Source organism: Archangium minus (assembly GCF_044360475.1).
Classification (GTDB): Bacteria; Myxococcota; Myxococcia; order Myxococcales; family Myxococcaceae; genus Archangium; species Archangium minus.
This window is the reverse complement of record NZ_CP043494.1, coordinates 10880838-10899267: the sequence shown is the minus strand read 5'-3', so window position 1 is coordinate 10899267 and position 18430 is coordinate 10880838. Positions and strand designations below refer to the sequence as shown.

Here is an 18430-nt window from a genome sequence, read left to right as displayed (position 1 = left end):
ATCGCACTAGACTCTCCGCGTCAAACGGGATGTACCCGCCGCGAAGGGGAGCGCTGATGTCGGACCGAGTTCCGGGCCGCTATGGGCTGTACGAACCAGACACCGAGCACGATGCCTGTGGTGTGGGCTTTGTGGCCCACATCCGGGGCGAGAAATCGCGCGGCATCGTTGAGGACGCACTGGAGCTGCTCAACCGGCTGAGCCACCGGGCCGCGGCGGGCAAGGACCCCGAGACGGGCGATGGCGCCGGCATCCTCGTGCAGCTCCCCCACCGTTTCTTCGAGCGCGAGCGCCTGGGCTTCCCGCTGCCGCCGCGCCGTCAGTATGGCGTGGGCATGGTGTTCCTGCCCTCGGACGCGGAGGCGCGGATCGCCTGTGAGTCCGTGCTGGAGCAGGTGGCCGCCGACGAGGGCCAGCGCGTGCTCGGCTGGCGCGACGTGCCGGTGGAGCCCTCGTTCCTCGGCCGGCTGGCCCGCGAGGGAGCGCCCGTCATCCGGCAGTTCTTCGTGGCCCGGCGTCGCGTGGTGCCCAGCGCCTTCGAGCGCAAGCTGTTCCGCATCCGCAAGCTGGCCGAGCGGCGCATCAACGAGCGCGGGTTGGATCCGGAAGGCCAGTTCCACGTGGCCAGCTTCTCGGCGGAGACGCTCATCTACAAGGGCCTGCTCCTGCCCCGGCAGCTGCCGCGCTTCTACGTGGACCTGCAGCACCCCGAGTTCGTGAGCGCGCTGGGCCTGGTGCACTCGCGCTTCTCCACCAACACCTTCCCGACGTGGGAGCTGGCCCAGCCGTTCCGCTACATCGCGCACAACGGCGAAATCAACACGCTGCGGGGCAACCGCAACTGGATGAACGCCCGAAGGGGGTTGCTTCAGTCGGCCAAGTTCGGCGGCAGTCTAGAGCCCCTCTTCCCCATCATCGTCCCGGGCAAGAGCGACTCGGCGCAGTTCGACAACATGGTGGAACTGCTGTGTCTGGGCGGGCGCCAGCTCCCCCACGCCATGATGATGATGATCCCCGAGGCGTGGGAGGGTCACACGCTCATGAGCGACGAGCGGCGCGCCTTCTACGAGTACTCCAGCTCGCTGCTGGAGCCGTGGGACGGGCCGGCCGCCATCGCCTTCTCGGACGGGCAGCTCATCGGCGCCACGCTGGACCGCAACGGCCTGCGCCCCGCGCGCTACCTCGTCACGGAGGACGATCGCATCATCCTCGCCTCGGAGACGGGCGTCATCGACGTGCCGGCCTCGGCGGTGCGCCGCAAGGGCCGCCTCACCCCGGGCCGCATGCTGCTGGTGGACACGCTCGAGGGCCGCATCCTCGAGGACGAGGAGGTGAAGAGCGACATCACCACGCGCTGGCCCTACCGGCGCTGGCTGGAGCACAACGTCTTCACCTTCGATGACCTCCCCACGGTGCCCGCGCCGACGCGGCTGGGGGGCGAGGAGCTGTGGCGGCTGCAGCGCGCCTTCGGCTACTCGGACGAGGACGTGCGGTTGTTGCTCAAGCCCATGGGCGAGACGGGCAAGGAGCCGGTGGGCTCCATGGGCACGGACACGCCCCTGGCGGTGCTCAGCGACCAGGCGCCCACGCTCTTCAACTACTTCCACCAGCTCTTCGCGCAGGTGACCAACCCGCCCATCGACCCCATCCGCGAGTCGCTGGTGATGACGCTGGCCACCGGCCTGGGCCCCGAGGGCAACACCTTCGAGGAGACGCCGGACCAGTGCCACCGGCTGTCGCTGCCGGGCCCCATCCTCACCAACGGGCAGCTCGCGAAGCTGGCCGCCATCAGCAACGAGGGCGTCTTCGAGACGCACCGGCTGAGCCTGCTGTACCCGGTGGCCGGGGGGCAGGACGCGCTGGATGCGGCGCTGGAGCGGTTGTGTACCGGGGCCGTGGAGGCGGTGGACGCGGGCGCCAGCATCCTCGTGCTGAGCGACCGAGGCGTGGACGCGGTCCATGCTCCCATCCCCTCGCTGCTGGCCGTGTCCGCAGTGCACCAGCGGCTGGTGCGCGACGGCATCCGCATGTACACGGGCCTGGTGCTGGAGACGGCCGAGGCGCGCGAGGTGCACCACTTCGCGTGTCTCTTCGGCTACGGCGTCTCCGCGGTGAACCCGTACCTGGCGCTGGACACGCTGCGCGCCCTGGCGGAGGCGGGCGAGCTGCCGGTGGACCATGAGAAGGCGCAGGAGAACTTCATCCACGCCGTGGAGGAGGGCCTGCTCAAGGTGATGTCCAAGATGGGCATCTCCACGCTGCAGTCGTACCGTGGCTCGCAGCTCTTCGAGGCGGTGGGCTTGGATCGCCGGCTGGTGGAGCGTCACTTCACCGGGACGCCCTCGCGCGTGGAGGGGGTGGGCCTGTCGGAGCTGGGCCGCGAGGTCCAGGAGCGGCACTCGCGGGGCTTCGGCGAGGCGGCGGAGCACGAGGTGGAGCAGCTCCCCGTGGGCGGCCAGTACCAGTGGCGCCGCCGGGGCGAGATGCACAAGTGGAACCCGGCCACCATCGCCAAGCTGCAGCAGGCGGCGCGCACCAATGACGCCGCGCTCTTCGCTGAGTACTCGAAGCTCGCGGACGACGAGTCGCGCGAGCACTGCAACCTGCGCGGGCTCCTGGAGGTGGTGACGGAGGGTCGTACCCCCGTGCCCCTGGAAGAGGTGGAGCCGGCGTCGCAGATCGTCCAGCGTTTCGTCACCGGCGCCATGTCCTTCGGCTCCATCAGCGCCGAGGCTCACGAGACGCTGGCCATCGCGATGAACCGCATTGGCGGGCGCTCCAACAGCGGCGAGGGTGGCGAGGAGTCGCGCCGCTACCTGCCGGACGAGAACGGAGACATGCGGCGCAGTGCCATCAAGCAGGTGGCCAGCGCGCGCTTCGGTGTCACCACCGAGTACCTGGTCAACGCGGCCGAGCTGCAAATCAAGATGGCCCAGGGCGCCAAGCCGGGCGAGGGTGGACAGCTCCCCGGCCACAAGGTGGACGAGCGGATTGCTCGCGTGCGCTGGTCCACGCCGGGCGTGACGCTCATCTCCCCGCCGCCGCACCACGACATCTACTCCATCGAGGACCTGGCGCAGCTCATCTATGACCTGCAGGCGGTGAACCCGACGGCGCGGGTGAGCGTGAAGCTGGTGAGCGAGGTGGGCGTGGGCACCATCGCCGCGGGCGTGGCCAAGGCCGGCGCGGGGTGCGTGGTCATCTCCGGCTACGAAGGTGGCACGGGCGCCTCGCCGCTCTCCAGCATCAAGCACGCGGGTCTGCCGTGGGAGCTGGGCCTCGCGGAGGCGCAGCAGGTGCTGGTGCACAACGGCCTGCGTGGGCGTATCCGGGTGCAGGTGGACGGAGGCCTGCGCACCGCTCGGGACGTGCTCATCGCCACGCTGCTGGGCGCCGAGGAGTTCGGCATGGCCACCGCGAGCCTCATCGCGCTCGGGTGCATCATGCTGCGCAAGTGCCACCTCAATACCTGCTCGGTGGGTATCGCCACGCAGGACGCGGGGCTGCGCGAGCGCTTCCACGGCAAGCCCGAGCACGTGGTGAACTTCTTCTACATGGTGGCCGAGGATCTGCGGAAGCAGATGGCGGCCCTGGGCGTGCGCCGGCTGGACGAGCTGGTGGGCCGGGTGGAGCTGCTGCGGCAGCGTCCCTCCGCGGACCACTGGAAGGCGAAGCGGGTGGATCTCTCCGCTCTGCTCGTGGCGCCTGCTGCCTCCTCGACCGAGGCCCGGCGCTGCGACTCGCCGCAGAACAAGGACGTGTCGGACCACCTGGACCATGATCTGCTCCAGCACGCGAAGGCCACGCTGGAGGGCGGGGCGCCCACGCTCCTGGTGCGGCCGGTGAGCAACACGCACCGCGCCGTGGGGGCCATGCTCTCCGGCGCGATTGCCCAGCGGTACGGGGCGCGGGGTCTGCCGGACGGGCAGCTGCGCATCCGGCTGCAGGGCTCGGCGGGACAGAGCTTTGGCGCGTTCCTCGCCAGCGGCGTGACGCTGGAGCTGGAGGGCGACTCCAACGACTACCTCGGCAAGGGGCTCTCCGGCGGGCGCATCATCGTCTACCCGCCCTCGGACAGCCGCTTCGTTCCCGAGGACAACGTGCTCGTGGGCAACACCGTCCTCTACGGTGCCACGGCCGGCGAGGTGTACCTGCGCGGACTCGCGGGCGAACGCTTCGCGGTGCGCAACAGCGGCGCCCAGGCCGTCGTGGAGGGCGTGGGTGACCACGGCTGCGAGTACATGACGGGTGGCGTGGTGGTGGTGCTCGGGCCCACCGGGCGCAACTTCGCCGCCGGCATGAGCGGAGGCCTCGCCTTCGTGCTCGACCGCGAGCGCTCCTTCCGCGAGCGGTGCAACCTGGAGATGGTGGAGCTGGAGTCGCTGGTGGACGAGTCGGAGATCTGGCTCGTGCACGGGATGATTGAGCGGCACCTGCACCACACCGGGAGCGCGCTGGCGCGGCGGGTGCTCGACAACTGGGAGCTGATGGTGCCGCAGTTCGTGAAGGTGATGCCCACCGACTACAAGCGCGTGCTCCAGGCGCGCCGGGCGGCCCGCAAGCCGCCTCCGGCCACCCTGCCGCGTCTGCAGGTCGTGGGAGGGGAGGGCTGAGCCATGGGCAAGACAACGGGTTTCATGGAGTGGAAGCGCGTGCCCGCCCCCAAGCGGGAGAAGTCCGAGCGGGTGGGGGACTCGCGCGAGTTCGTGCTGCCCCTGGCCGCCGAGGAGGCGAAGCGGCAGGCGGGTCGCTGTATGGACTGTGGCGTGCCCTTCTGTCAGCAGGGCTGTCCGCTGGGCAATCCCATCCCCGACTTCAACGACGCGGTGTACCGGGGGAAGTGGAAGGAGGCCTACGTCGCGCTGAGCGGCACCAACAACTTCCCCGAGTTCACCGGCCGGCTGTGTCCGGCGCCGTGCGAGGCCGCCTGCGTCCTCAACATCGACCAGGATCCGGTGACCATCGAGCAGATGGAGAAGGAGATCAGCGAGCGGGCCTTCGCCGGGGGCTGGGTGCGTCCCCGTCCGCCCGCGAGCCGCACCGGCAAGCGCGTGGCGGTGGTGGGCTCGGGGCCCGCGGGAATGGCCGCGGCGGCGCAGCTCAACCAGGCGGGGCACAGCGTCACCGTGTTCGAGCGGGATGACCGGGCCGGGGGCCTGCTGCGCTACGGGATTCCCGACTTCAAGCTGGAGAAGTCCGTGCTGGACCGCCGGCTGAAGCTGATGGAGGCCGAGGGCGTGGAGTTCCGCTGCGGCGTGGACGTGGGCCGCGAGCCGGGCTTCCGCGCGCTGCGCGAGCAGTACGACGCCGTCGTGCTGGCCATGGGGGCCAGGAAGGCGAGGGAGCTCGAGGTGCCCGGACGCGAGCTGTCCGGCGTGTTGCAGGCCATGGACTACCTGGAGCACCAGAACCGGGTAGTCGCGGGACTGGCCCAGCTCGAGCCCCGGCTGAACGCGGCGGGCAAGCGGGTGCTCATCCTCGGAGGTGGCGACACGGGCTCGGACTGCCTGGGCACGGCGCTGCGCCAGGGCGCGGCCCATGTCATGCAGGTGGAGCTCATGCCCGCGCCCCCGAAGGTGCGCGCCGAGGGCAACCCGTGGCCGCGCTGGCCGCTCATCTTCCGTACCTCGTCGAGCCAGGAAGAGGGTGGGACGCGCGAGTTCGGCCTGATGACGAAGAAGCTGGTCGGCACGGACGGACGGCTCCAGGCGCTGCACGCGGTGCGGGTGGAGCTGCAGCGTGAGGCGGGTGGAGCACCCCGGCTGGTGGAGGTGCCCGGTTCCGAGACGGTCTACGAGGTGGACCTGCTGGTGCTGGCCATGGGCTTCACGGGGCCGGACACCGGGATGCTGGCGGAGGACCTGGGCGTGAAGCTCACGCCGCGAGGCAATGTGCTGGTGGACGCGAGCTTCGCCACGTCGGTGGACGGCGTGTTCTGCGCGGGCGACGCGAGCCGGGGCGCGAGCCTCATCGTCTGGGCCATCTCGGACGGGCGTGAGGCGGCGAAGGCCGTCGACGCGTACCTGTCCCAGGAGCCCTCCGCCCTGCCGACGCGGGGCAAGGACTACTCCTTCGGCTGAAGTCTCGTCTCGAGTCGGTTAAATCGAGCCCCATGTCCCTTTCCCCTGTCAGCAGCATGCTTCCAGGTCCTGCTTCCGAGGCGGCCACGGCCGCCAAGGACGAGGCCTGGATGCGGCTCGCCATCGAGCTCGGCGAGCAGGCCAAGGGCCATACCGGTGACAATCCCTACGTGGGGTGCGTCATCGTCGTGGACGGGCGCGTTGTGGGCTCCGGGTACACACAGCCTCCCTATCAGCCGCACGCCGAGGCCTCCGCCTTCCTGGATGCGGAGCAGCGCGGTCATGAGGTGCGGGGAGGCACCTTGTACTCGACCGTCGAGCCCTGCTGCTTCTTCGGACGTACGCCGCCCTGCGCGCAGGCCATCATCGACCGGGGAATCGCTCGCGTCGTCATCGGCATTCGAGATCCCCATCCGCGCGTCAACGGCCAGGGCGTTGCCCAGTTGCGCGCCGCGGGCATCGAGGTCACGGAGAGCGTCTGCCACGAGGAGGTGCGCTCGTACCTTGCCGGGTGGCTCTCCCGAGTTGGACCGGGCCACGGGTGACCGGTCGGGCGCGGCCTCATCTCCTTCAGGGAATTGATACTCCCTCTCCCCTCGGGAGAGGGTCGGGGTGAGGGTAGCCGAGCCCGTTCTTCAACCCGTGGCCCCCAGTGTGGACAGGGGGGTCAACCCGAGTTCACCCGATACCCTCACCCCGTCCCTCTCCCAGGGGGAGAGGGGAAATGTTCTCAGGGCGTCCCTTCGCGGATTTTCCTGAAGGGGATTAGCGGAGGAGGCGCCGCCGCGTCACGGGGATGTCCACGACAGGCGTGGCGCTTCCACCTGTGCCCGTCGCCGAGGCCTTGCGCACGCCGAGCACCAGCCGGCTGCCCTCAGGGCCTCGGATGCGCTGGACGGCGTTCGCGAAGCCCATTTCCACCACGGGGCGCCCGTCGATGTGCACGATGCTGTCGCCCGTGACGAGCCCCGCCTCGGCCGCGCCTCCGCCCGGTGCGACCTCGCCCAGCACCAGCGCGTCCTCTCGCGGGGCGAGCACCGCTCCGATGCCCACCAGCTCGATCTGCGGCTCCTCGCCCTCGTCCGTCTTCCGCAGCTCGATGGTCAGCGGGGGCGCGGTGTCTCCGCGCACGGTGATGCCGGAGAGGACTCGGCTGTGGTGCCCATCGGCGGAGACGAACAGGGACAGCTCGCCCGGCGGCAACCCGTCCAGTGTGAAGTCGCCCCGTGCATCCGTGAGGGCGTCGTAGCGCAGAGACAGCGCTCCTTCTCCTGTTCCCACGCCCTCGACGGAGATGCGTGCGCGCTCCAGCGGGAGGCCCGAGCCCTCCTCCACCACGCGCCCCGCCATCTTCGCCCCACGCGCGAGTGAGAGGTCCGTCGTCACCGGTCCCGAGGCTCCTTGCGGTACCTCGACGTTCGCCTCGGAAGGCGCGTAGCCGGACGCGGCCGCCTGGAGCACATAGCTCCCGGTCGGCACTCCGGCCACCTCGTAACGGCCCTGGGCGTTGATGAACGAGTGCTGCGTGAAGACGTCTCGTTGCAGGGGCCCTCGCTTCGTGAACACGGCCAGGGTGAAGGAGGGCAGCGGCTTGCCCGTGGCCGTGTCTCGTACCGTGCCCACCAGCTTCGTCCCCGTCGCGAGTGTCAGCACCAGATCCTTCCGGCCTGCCGTCACATCCCGGAGCTCGTCGGGCGCGAGTCCCATCGACCTGGCGGTGACGTCGTAGGTCCCTGGCTCCAGGCCCTCGAGGATGAAGCGGCCCTCCGCGTCCGTCAGCGTCTCGTACCCGAGCTCATCGCCATACCTGCGAGGCCATGCGCTCGCGGCGGAGCTCACGGACACCAGGGCCTGGGGCACGGCCGTTCCGCTGCCGTCCACCACACGCCCCGCAAGGGACTCGCCGTGGGGCGCGCCTGGGTCGCTCTCGCGCTTGCTCAGCTTCAAGACCAGGCGACGCGCCAGCACGGCCGAGGGCGTCACCTCGGCTCGGGCGGAGCTGTAGGCCGGGTGGCGAGCCTCCACGCTGGCGCCTTCGGGGGCACGGAAGCGGAACTCCCCGCGCGCATCGGACGTGAAGTGGTCCGACGTGGGGAAGAGCACCGACTCGCCGCCCCGGCCCGTCAGTACGCGCACCTGCGCTCCAGGGACGGGCTGTCCGTCCGGGTCCTCCACCCGGCCCAGCAGCTCCACCTCGGGCGTCAGGGCGAGCACGATGTCCGAGATGCGCTGGCCGGGCACCGCCGTGAAGCGGATGGGGCTCTGTCCCCACTCGGGGCCGAAGGGCAGGTACCCCTGTGCTGTCACCACCGCGAGCAGCCACGTGCCCGCTGTGGGAGGGACGAAGCGGAACCGTCCGCTGGCCTCCGTGCGCGTGGACGTGGCGCCTCCCGGTCCGGCGAAGGTCAGCTCGGCGCTCGAAACGCCCTCTCCCGTCGTGGCCGAGATGACGAGGCCCTCGAAGGAGCCCCGCGACTCGGCTGGCGCCTCGGCGTACGTGGCGGGCACCAGGCGCGAGGGGAGGGCGGTCGCGGCGTGCGGGGACTCCGGCTTCGGTGACAAGTGTGTTCCGGCGCGGGCGGGCGTCGGCTTGGCGGCCACTGCTGCACTTGCTCGCGGGCCATCGGGCGTCGGTTCCCATCCCCCACGGAGCATGAGGAGCAGTCCACCCACGAGCACCAGCACAACGATGAGCAGCCAGACTGTGCGCTTCCGGTCCATGGCGCAGAAGGCTAGCGCACGGACGGGACGGCTTTTATAGCCTCGCGCCGCTTCAACCCCACGGAGGAACAGTCATGAAGCTCTATGGTCATCCGGGCAGCACCTGCACCCGCAAGGTCCTCACCACGCTCGCCGAGAAGGGCCGCGAGGCCGAGTTCGTTTCGATCGACCTCTTCAAGGGCCAGCAGAAGTCGCCCGACTACCTGGCGAAGCACCCCTTCGGCGTCGTCCCCTTCCTCGAGGATGACGGCTTCACCATGTACGAGTCCCGCGCCATCATCCGCTACCTCGACGCGAAGCTGCCGGGACCCAAACTCACCCCGGGCGACGCTCCTTCCCTCGGCCGCATGGAGCAGTGGATCAGCGTCGAGCAGTCCTATTTCACCTCGCCCTGCATGACCATCGTCAGGGAACTGGTCTTCACTCCCATGCGCGGTGGCACGCCCGACATGGACAAGGTGTTCAAGGCCCGGGGCGAGACGGGCAAGGTCCTCGATGTCGTCGACCGGGCCCTCATGTCGCAGGCCTACCTCGCGGGTGACACGTTCTCGCTCGCGGACATCTCCTGGCTGCCGTACCTGCAGTACCTCTCGGCCACCCCGCACGGCACCCTCATCACCGAGCGTCCGTTCGTGAAGTCGTGGTGGCAGCGCATCAGCACCCGTCCCTCGTGGAAGAAGGTGAACGGCTAGCTGTCTTCGCTCCGGTGGCCGGAGGGCCGTGAGCTCCCTCCGGCTGCCTCGGGGCAGGCCGCACCCGCACCGAGTCCACGGGTGAGACCTCCCGGGTGGGGTGCATGCTCCCACGGTCGAGGGCCCTCCAACCGCGAGTTCCTCCACGCGGTAGCGGACAAATGCGTTCGCCGAGGTTATCTTGGAGGTCATGTCACAGGAACCACTTGAGAAGTCGTCTCCTCAGCTCGGACCCAGGTTGGGGCGTTGGCTCAAGCGGGTAGAGCTCCGCGAGGTGGCGGGGGATGAGTTGTACGCCAAGGCCCATTCGCTGGTGACCAAGGGTCGAGTGCTTCGGTGGGAGGTGAAGGCCGACACCCTGAAGGGCGAGGTGCGAGGCCGCGGTGGTGTGCTTCTCCCTGTGCGGGTTTCCGCCGACGAGGAGGGTCTGGAGCTCGACTGCCGATGCGTTCTCTTCCTCGAGTCCGGCGTTTGTGAGCACGCGGTGGCGCTCGGGCTGGCGCTTCTGGAGCGCATCTCCCCCGAGCCCAAGCTCCCCCCGTCAGGCTCCTCCTCCGGGGTGCCTCGCAACCCTGAGGATGTGCAGCAGTGGCTGGAGACGCACCACGTCACCCATCTGCGCCACGTCCCCATCTCCGAGTTGGATCCCTTCCTCCCGCGGGGCTTCAGCGTCATCCACAGGCTGTCCTCCATCGATCACCTGCCTGTCGTCTCGTTGCTGGAGGGGAAGGTGCCCGCGTCCCTGGTGCACTCCGTCTCCATTCTCTCCACGCTGGAACGGGCTGCCTGGACGTTGGCCAACCAGGAGGTGAAGCGGGTTCGCCAGGGGCTCGAGTGGGAGCGCCAGGCCGGCTCGCGGCCCCCCACCGATGCGCGCCTCGTGCCTCTTGTCCAGGCGCTCCGGACGTTGCGCGCCCGTGTGCGGGAGCACGCGTTTCCCCGACTTCTCTCCGAGGCGGGGGTCCAGCTTCTCTTCCCTTCGCAGGACAAGCCCGTCGTGGTGCATGCCCACGAGATGCCGGTGGCGGGCAGTCCGTCCCGGACCCATGGCCACCTCCACCGCCAATGCGTGCAGCTGGACCTGCCGCGGGTGCTCGAGGGCGAAGACGCCATCAGCTGTTCGGTCTGTGGCCCGGCACCTTCGTACTGTGTCCACGCGCTCTCGGCGGTGGATTGGCTGCTCGGTTCGCTGGGGGATATGGGGCGGAAGCACGAGAACGCGGAGCTTGCCGAGCGCCTCTTCGTGGTCCCGGGCCAGAAGTTCCTCCTCGCGCTGGAGAAGGCCCAACAGCTGGCGCGAACCCGTCAGGAAGCCCGAGAGCCCACCCTCTCCGTGTCCTTCCGATTGGAGGGGATGAACGAGGGGGAGCCACGCCTGCGGCCCTATCTCCACCGGCCACTCAAGCGGGGTGGCTGGTCCAAGGGGTCGCCCATGTCGCCCTATGAGGAGAGTGAGGCCCTGGCTGTCCTCTCCTCGCCCGAAGAGGTGGAGGCCTTCCAGTTGTGCCGCATGCTGCCCCAGCAGTTCAGCGCGGAGGATCGTCGCCGGCTTCTCGCCCAGGCCCTGCGGCTGTTGGCGCGCAGCTCCCGTCTGGTGCACGAGTCGTTGCCAGGGCAGCCGCTGCGGGTGCGCGAGGCGCCGCTTGGCTTCGTGTTTGAGGAGGCGGAGGCGGGCTTGGAGGTGCGTCCCGCTGTGGAGGGCACGCCGGTGTCGCCGAGCATCTGGCGTGAGCTGGTGCAGAAGCAGGTGCCGGGGCCGTGGCTCTACTTGGAGCCCGAGGTGCCGCGGCTGTCGCTGGTGTCCGTGTCTCCTGAGGCGCTCGCGGTGCTGGAGTTCGTGGTGTCCCATGGAGGGAGGCTGCCGGAGGCAGTGCGCGGAGAGCTGCTGCGCCATCTGGGGGGGGTGGAGTCGGCCTTCCCCGTGTCGCTGCCACCCTCCCTCGAGGGACGCGAGGTGCCGGCCGAGCCCGGGCTGCTGTTGCGTCTGCGGCCCACGGGCACGGAGTCCCTGGCGGGCGCGTTGCTCGTGCGGCCCCTGCCTGAGGCCCCACCGCTGGTGCCAGGAGAGGGCGCCGAGGTCGTCCGGGGCGTGAGAGGGAGTGAGCGGGTACGGACACGCAGGGACCTCGAGGCCGAGCGCACCGAGGCGGGCGCGCTGCTGGAGCGGCTGGCGCTGCCGGTGGACGCGCACGCCCGCTTCACCCTGGAGGGGCCGGAGGCCGCGCTGGGGTTCCTCGAGCGGCTGGAGCCCCTGGTGGGCCCCACCCTACGCGTGGAGTGGGAGGAGCGGCCGTGGAGCGTGGTGCGCTCGCCGGACGCGCAGGGCCTCAAGGTGCAGGTGCGCCGGGAGCGGGACTGGTTCGGCGTGGAGGGCGGCGTGCAGGTGGAGGGCGAGCGGGTGGCGCTGGCCGTGCTGCTGGACGCGCTGCGGCGCGGGCACCACTATGTGCCGCTGGCCCCCGGCCGTTGGATGAGGCTCACCGAGGCGCTGCGCGAGCGGCTCGCGCCCCTGGCGGAGGTGGCGCATGCCTCGCGTGGGCGGTGGGAGGTGGGGGCGGCGGCGGCGCCCGTGCTGGACGAGCTGGCCGATGCCGGAGTGGAGGTCCAGGCTCCTCCGGATTGGCTCCGTCTGGCTGGACGCATCCGCGAGGCGCAGCGGATGGAGGTGCCGGTGCCCGCGAGCTTGAAGGCCGAGCTGCGCGACTACCAGCGGGTGGGCTTCGTCTGGATGGCGCGGCTGGCGGCCTGGGGTGGGGGCGGGTGCCTCGCGGACGACATGGGGTTGGGCAAGACGCTGCAGGCGCTCGCGCTGCTGCTGCACCGCGCGGAGGAGGGCCCGGCGTTGGTGGTGGCGCCTACCTCGGTGTGCTTCAACTGGCTGCGAGAGGCGGCGCGCTTCGCTCCCTCGCTGAAGGTGCATGCCTACCGCGAGGCGGAGCGGGAGTCGCTGCTCTCCGGCCTGGGCGCCGGGGACGTGGTGGTGGTGAGCTACACGCTGTTGATGCGCGAGGCCGAGCGCTTCGCCGCCGTGTCCTTCGCCACGCTGGTACTGGACGAGGCCCAGGCCGTGAAGAATCCCGATACCGCCCGGGCGAAGGCGGTGCGGGCGCTGAACGCTCAGGCGCGCCTGGCGCTCTCGGGCACGCCGGTGGAGAACCGACTGTCGGAGCTGTGGAGCCTCTACCGGCTCGTCTTCCCAGGGCTGCTGGGCAGCCGCGAGTCCTTCCGCGAGCGCTTTGTCGTCCCCATCGAGCGCATGAGAGATCCTCAGTCCCGTGCGGCGCTGGCGCGGCTGGTGCGGCCCTTCCTGCTGCGGCGCACGAAGGGAGAGGTGGCGCGCGAGCTGCCACCGCGTGTGGAGACGGTGGTGCCCGTCACCCTCTCGGAGAGCGAGCGCGAGCTGTACGAAGACACGCGGCTGGCGGCGCTGGCTCGGTTGGAGGCGGCGCGGGGCCCGAAGAAGCGCTTCGAGGTGCTGGCGGCGCTCACCCGGCTGCGGCTCGCGGCCTGCCACCCGAGGTTGGTGGACGCGGACTCGCCGCTGTCCTCCTCGAAGTTGGAGCGCCTGCTGGAGGTGCTGGACACCGTGCGCGCCGAGGGCGGTCGGGCGCTCGTGTTCAGCCAGTTCGTCAAGCACCTGGCGCTGGTGCGTGAGGCGCTGGAGGCTCGCGGCGTGCCGCTGCAGTACCTGGACGGGCAGACGCCCGCGGCCGAGCGCGAGGCGCGGGTGGTGGCCTTCCAGCGGGGCGAGGGCGATGTCTTCCTCATCTCGCTGAAGGCGGGAGGCACGGGGCTCAACCTCACCGCGGCGGACCACGTCCTCCACCTGGACCCCTGGTGGAACCCGGCGGCCGAGGACCAGGCCACGGATCGGGCCCACCGCATTGGCCAGACGAAGCCCGTCACGGTGACGCGCCTCATCTCCGAGGGCACCATCGAGGAGGCCATCCTCGCGCTGCACGAGGAGAAGCGCGACCTGGCCAGCAGCCTCCTGTCCGAGGCGGATGGAGCGGCGGCGCTCTCCACCGAGCAGCTCCTCTCGCTGCTGCGCCACGGGCCCGAGGAGGAGTCCGACTCCGAGGCTCCACGTCCCGAGCCGCTGACCCGGGCGCACCTGAAACGGACCGAGGCTACCCGGCACGCGTGAGGACGCGGAAGTCGGTGGGCTTCAACCCGAGCCGCGTGAGCGCCAGGCGGGCCCGCGGGTGGAGGAAGGTGGCCAGCTCCACCTCTCGTTGGCGGGCATAGCCGCTCTTCACCGCCTCGGGCGTATAGCCCGGGTGACACATCAGCTCGGTGATGCCCTCCTCGGGGAGCGTGGCGAGGTGCTGCTCCAGGCGCTCCAGCGTCCAGTAGGCCTCTGCCCCCGCTTCGCCGATGAAGTGGTCGTTGCTGGGCACGCCGTGGGCCCGCAGCACGCGGCGCATGTCCGCGTCCAGGGAGCGCACGGGCAGCAGGGCCACGTGGGCGGCTCGTGCCAGGCCCTCGAGCACACCGGGGTGGCGGTGCAGGCGTTTGTGCACGTCCACGTGCGTGGCCGGCTGGCCGAGCAGCGTGTCCAACCGCTCCAACTGGGCGAGTGCCTCCGCCTCCACCACGTCCGGCGTCAGGTGCTGGGCAAGTGGCTCCGAGAGGGACCCATTCCGGAGGAAGTGGCTGGGAAACGCGGCCCACACAGGAAGGCCGTGGGAGAGGTTGAAGTGCAGGCCGAGCGACAGCCCTCGGGCCTCGTGCGCCGCGGTCTCGGAGTAGGGCGTGTTCACCATCAAGGTGGCCGAGGAGACGATGCCCTCCTGCATGGCGCGGAGGATGCCGCGGGTGACGGCCGGGTCGTATCCCAGGTCGTCGGCGTTGATGATGAGGGCTCGCCCCGGAAGGTTCACACGCGGGCCTCGGTGGGCTGGCGGCTCTGCACCACGGTGAGGAGGAGTGCTCCCAATCCAAACAGGATGGTGACCAGGGCGACGAGCCCACCCAGTACGGGGACGAGCCCCACCAGCGTCAGCAGGACGAGTCCCACGAGCAGCGCCACCCCGAGGTGGGCCCCCGTCTTGTGGAAGCGTTCGAGCAGCCATCGGCCGATGAGCATGCCCACCACGGGGAAGCACAGGGCGATGGCGAGGGCATAGAGGGCGAGGATGAAGAGGCCGATCCACCAACCTCCGAGCAGCAGGCCCACGAGGAAGACGAAGGCGGCGACGATGGGGATGCCCACGAAGAGCGCGGCGCCCCAGCCGAGGCTGGGCAGGGGTTGCTGGCGCAGCATCGCGGGCGCGCGGCGCGCGAAGTTGGGAGAGAGGAGCACGAGCAGCAGCCCCAGCGCGAACAGCCCGATGAGCGAGCGAGCCCAGAAGTAGAGGCCCAGGAAGGGGCCCCGGCCCCGGGCGCGCTCGGGATCGAATCGTTCCACCGTGCCGGCCACGACGGCACCGGAGGCCATCTGCGCGTCCCGCTCGCTGCGGTAGCTCAGGTTGCCGCCGATGCGTGCGCCCTCGTTGAGTCGCAACGTGCCCACCTCCGCCCGCACGTCCTGGCCCACCGGCGCCGAGAGCGTGAGTGTCCCCGCGGCAGCGCTCAGCTCGCCCATCACCGGGGCGTTGACGTGGGCATCACCGGAGGCCAGGTAGAGGTCCCTGCCCACCTGGGCCTTGGGGGTGAGTCGCAGGTTGCCGGCGGCGAGTATGGCGTCCTCACCCACGGGTCCGCTCACGAGGAGCTCACTGCTCGCGGCCCGGAGGCTGCCGCGCACCGGGCTGGAGATCCGGCTTCTCGCGGAGGCGGACATCACATCCCCCTCGATGGTGCCGGAGATGTCCACCTGCTCGCCCGCGGCGATGAGATCGCCCCGCACGGTGCCCTGGATGTTCACGACGCGGCCGAAGGCATAGAGATCCTCGTTGATGACCTCCTGGGGGCCTATCTGCACGACGTCACCGCTGCGGAATTCGGCGGCCAGGGCCAGACCGGGCATCAGGGCCCCGAGCATCAGCAGGGTAGGGAGGCAGGAGACCCGGGGCCTCCCGTGCCGCTCGAGTTTCGTGGTCATGACGCATCCCTCCCGCGTGTGGGTACCCACCTCAACGCTGGAGGCCACCTGTCCCTCGGACAAGAGGCGTCGGGCGACCATGCCTTCCACCGCAGGAGCCATCGCCTGGAGTACGAAAGATCGCGCGCCTGATGGAGTCCGACATTGTCACTGCCGTTGAGCAAGAGCACCGAACGAAATTGACGCGGGCGGCTTCTCCGCCAACCCTTGTGAACGAATGGGAGTTTCCATGAAGCGCAAGCTGCTACTGCCGCTCTTCCTCGTGCTGCCAGGGTGCGCGCTTTTTCAGTTTCCGTGGCACAAGCGGCCTGCTTATGCGCCACCGGAAGAGGCCGCGCGTGTCCAATTTCCGCTCGACCTACCCAAAGAGACCCGAACCACGATTTCGGGTGCCATGGCCACGGCGATGCAACTCGCCCTGGATGATTTTCTTCCTCTGGATGTGAAGCCCCACCGGGGAGCGACCGAGGAGGAAGTGTGCCTCCACCAACGAGAGTCCTACGAAGTGATTGCCTCACCGGGACCCGAAGGGACGATGTTCGTCCGAATCACCCTGCGCCCCAAGATTTGTGAAAAGGGTGATCCAGTCCTGGATATGGAGGCGACCTACGCCATCGATGTGGCTGGGCGCCGCATTCTCGCCGCTCAAAGATGAGGAGTTGAACGACGTCTGGAACGCGGACACCCTGCTCAGCGGCTCGTCAGGGACGCGGGTGGTCGAAGAAGAAGCGCCACATCTCCCGGGTCGCATCGAGGTCCTGCGTGGTGTAGCCGAGGTGCGGCGGAACGAGCCCTCCAGGCCAGGTGTGGCCGCCGCCCTGGACGGTGCAGAGCGTGACGGACGTGTTCTGGTTGCACGTGTCGTACGTTTCGCAGGAGCTGTCACCCTGTGCGTAGGTGTTGACGGTGCTACCGGTGCAGAGGTCCCTCCGCGCCCAGCGCTCCACCGAGTCGCGTGCGGACGGGTAGGGACCACCGAAGAGGATGTTATCTCCGCCCCGGTAGAGGATGGTCTGGTCGTCCGTGCCGTGGAAGTGCATCACCGAGACCGGACGTACGGGCTCACACGGGGAATAGCCCTCCATGCCGGCCACGGGGGCAATCGCCGCGAACTGCCCCGCGCGCTCGCAGGCGAGCCGGTAGGAGAAGAAGCCTCCGTTGGAGAGACCGGTGGCGTAGATGCGCTTCGTGTCCAGACACACGCGCGTGTCCAGCTCCGCGAGTATCGCGTCCACGAAACTGACGTCGTCCACGCGGGAGATCTGCGCTGGTCCACAGCACACGCCCGCGTTCCAACTGCGCGTGTCCTCGTAGCGAGGGTCCGTGGCGCCGGTGAGCTCCGTCTGATTCAGGCCGCGGGGATACACTGCGATGAAGCCCTGGGCATTGGCCTGCTCGGACATCCGGCTCAGTCCCTCTTGCTCCTGCTCGTTGGAGCCAAAGCCGTGGAAGGAGAACACCGCGGGGGTAGGCCTCGTCGAGTTGTAGCCCGTGGGAACGAAGACTCGATAGAGCCGGGTGCGCCCCTGGTGCGTGAGCGTCCAGTCGTAGGTGCCGGCGCCTACATTGAGCCCGGTGCACGAGGTGCGTTCCGGGAGCGGCGCGGGGGCAGGCGCAGAGGGGGGGCCATAGTTCGGAGCTTGGGGCGGCGGAGTGGTCTCTGGCTCGGAGTCGGAACAGGCCGCGACAGTGAACAGCAGCGTGGCGGCACTGAGTGCGTTCAATGAGAAGGGGCGAGTGCTCATGATTCCATCAGCTCTAATTCTCCAGGGCTCACGCGTCAGCGAGTGAGGCCGCCTTCTCTGGGATTTGAGTCGCCAGTGAACGCATCTCCTCGTCCGCATCGTTCACCCATCCCGCATGGGCGAGCACCTGACAGAGCGCGCTTTCCGGGCACGACCGCGAGCGGTTCGGTTCGGTACCCTTCCGTACCATGAATCCGTCACGCATCGAGCTGGGTGAGCTGGCCGTGGATTTCGCTCGCGAGGGTGGAGTTCCGTACGCCGTGTTGCTCCCGCCTGGCTACGACTCTGGGGGGCCGTATCCGCTCGTGCTCTTCCTGTACGGAGGTGGCGGCTCACGGCAGACGCTCGTCGAGGCCAGGTCGGTGTTCGAGCAGTGCTGGAGTATGGGCAGTGCACCGCCGGTGGTGCTGGCGTGCGCGACGGTGGGCGAGTTCAGCTACTACCTCGACCATCCGGACGGCCGCTATCGCTGGGAGCGCTTCCTCTCCGAGGACTTCCCGAGGCACCTGCGCGCTACCTACAAGGTCCGGCCCGACAGGGCCTCCACGGCGCTCCTGGGCATCTCGATGGGCGGGTACGGAAGTCTGAAGATCGCATTCCAGCATCCCGAGACCTTCGGAGCGGTCGCGGCGCTTCAGCCGATCACGGAGCCGGGTTTTCGCGCGACGGACGCGGGCGAGCGCAACCACCTCTATTTCATCGGAGGGGGGCCGGAGGAGCTCGTTGGGCCGAAGAGGAATCCCGCGCTCTTTGAGGCGAACAATCCGGCCGTACGCGCTCGGGACAACGCGCGAGCCATCCTTGAGCACGGCCTGGCGATCTACCTGGAAGCGGGAGACGCGGACGCACTCAACGCACATGACGTCGCGGAGTTCATCCATCGGGTGCTCTGGGACCTCGACATCTCGCACGAGTACCACCTGGTGCGCGGCGCGGATCACGTGGGGCCCTCCGTGGTGCCGCGGCTCCGGGAGGCGTTCGTGTGGCTCGGAGCGGCGCTTCGTCGCGCGGAGGAAGGCGAGGCCCCGGAGGATGCTGCGATTCGCGGGCTGCGTACCCACCTCGAGGGCGCGCGGGCCGCAGCGTCCGAGCAAGATCCCACCACGCTTCGCAGATTCGGCGTGCTTCCTCCCAGCCGTTAGTCGA

11 protein-coding genes are annotated in these 18430 nt (G+C 69.6%); 7 read left to right on the top strand and 4 right to left on the bottom strand.

The annotated features are described in order from the left end of the window. Positions 1–56 precede the first annotated feature (56 nt). Genes gltB through F0U60_RS44655 form a run of 3 tightly spaced genes read left to right on the top strand, consistent with a single transcriptional unit; the run spans position 57 to position 6625 of the window. Positions 57–4613, top strand: coding sequence for a glutamate synthase large subunit (gltB, locus tag F0U60_RS44665; protein ID WP_395809489.1), 4557 nt, complete (start codon positions 57–59; stop codon positions 4611–4613). A gap of 3 nt (positions 4614–4616) precedes the next feature. Beyond that, on the top strand, positions 4617–6080 hold the full coding sequence (locus F0U60_RS44660; protein WP_395809487.1) for a glutamate synthase subunit beta: 1464 nt from the start codon (positions 4617–4619) through the stop codon (positions 6078–6080). A gap of 32 nt (positions 6081–6112) precedes the next feature. After that, positions 6113–6625, top strand: a complete 513-nt coding sequence (locus F0U60_RS44655) for a bifunctional diaminohydroxyphosphoribosylaminopyrimidine deaminase/5-amino-6-(5-phosphoribosylamino)uracil reductase RibD (protein WP_395809485.1) — start codon at positions 6113–6115, stop codon at positions 6623–6625. Between the two features lie 220 nt (positions 6626–6845). Here the strand turns inward: F0U60_RS44655 and F0U60_RS44650 are convergent, their stop codons facing one another. Next, complete coding sequence (locus F0U60_RS44650; protein WP_395809483.1) at positions 6846–8642, bottom strand: carboxypeptidase regulatory-like domain-containing protein; 1797 nt, start codon at positions 8640–8642, stop codon at positions 6846–6848. Positions 8643–8875: 233 nt separating this feature from the next. On the opposite strand from F0U60_RS44650, the gene F0U60_RS44645 reads away from it, so the two are divergent. Further along, complete coding sequence (locus F0U60_RS44645) at positions 8876–9493, top strand: glutathione S-transferase family protein (protein ID WP_395809481.1); 618 nt, start codon at positions 8876–8878, stop codon at positions 9491–9493. Between the two features lie 190 nt (positions 9494–9683). Next, positions 9684–13640 (top strand): SNF2-related protein, encoded by a 3957-nt coding sequence (locus F0U60_RS44640; RefSeq protein ID WP_395809479.1) that lies wholly within the window; start codon positions 9684–9686, stop codon positions 13638–13640. Here the strand turns inward: F0U60_RS44640 and F0U60_RS44635 are convergent. Both F0U60_RS44635 and F0U60_RS44630 read right to left on the bottom strand, forming a co-directional pair. Continuing rightward, on the bottom strand, positions 13624–14376 hold the full coding sequence (locus F0U60_RS44635; protein ID WP_395809477.1) for a carbohydrate deacetylase: 753 nt from the start codon (positions 14374–14376) through the stop codon (positions 13624–13626). The two genes, F0U60_RS44640 and F0U60_RS44635, sit on opposite strands and share 17 nt — an antisense overlap. After that, positions 14373–15539 (bottom strand): hypothetical protein, encoded by a 1167-nt coding sequence (locus tag F0U60_RS44630; RefSeq protein ID WP_395809475.1) that lies wholly within the window; start codon positions 15537–15539, stop codon positions 14373–14375. The genes F0U60_RS44635 and F0U60_RS44630 overlap by 4 nt, the downstream gene beginning before the upstream one ends. A gap of 229 nt (positions 15540–15768) precedes the next feature. Between F0U60_RS44630 and F0U60_RS44625 the strand changes: the two genes are divergently transcribed. Continuing rightward, positions 15769–16194 carry a hypothetical protein gene (locus F0U60_RS44625; RefSeq protein ID WP_395809473.1) on the top strand — a complete coding sequence of 142 codons (426 nt, stop codon included), beginning with the start codon at positions 15769–15771 and terminating at the stop codon, positions 16192–16194. A 46-nt stretch (positions 16195–16240) separates the two neighbouring features. Here the strand turns inward: F0U60_RS44625 and F0U60_RS44620 are convergent, their stop codons facing one another. Further along, positions 16241–17284 (bottom strand): alpha/beta hydrolase family esterase, encoded by a 1044-nt coding sequence (locus F0U60_RS44620; RefSeq protein WP_395809471.1) that lies wholly within the window; start codon positions 17282–17284, stop codon positions 16241–16243. Between the two features lie 188 nt (positions 17285–17472). On the opposite strand from F0U60_RS44620, the gene F0U60_RS44615 reads away from it, so the two are divergent. Beyond that, positions 17473–18426, top strand: coding sequence for an alpha/beta hydrolase (locus F0U60_RS44615; protein WP_395809469.1), 954 nt, complete (start codon positions 17473–17475; stop codon positions 18424–18426). Positions 18427–18430: the final 4 nt, after the last annotated feature.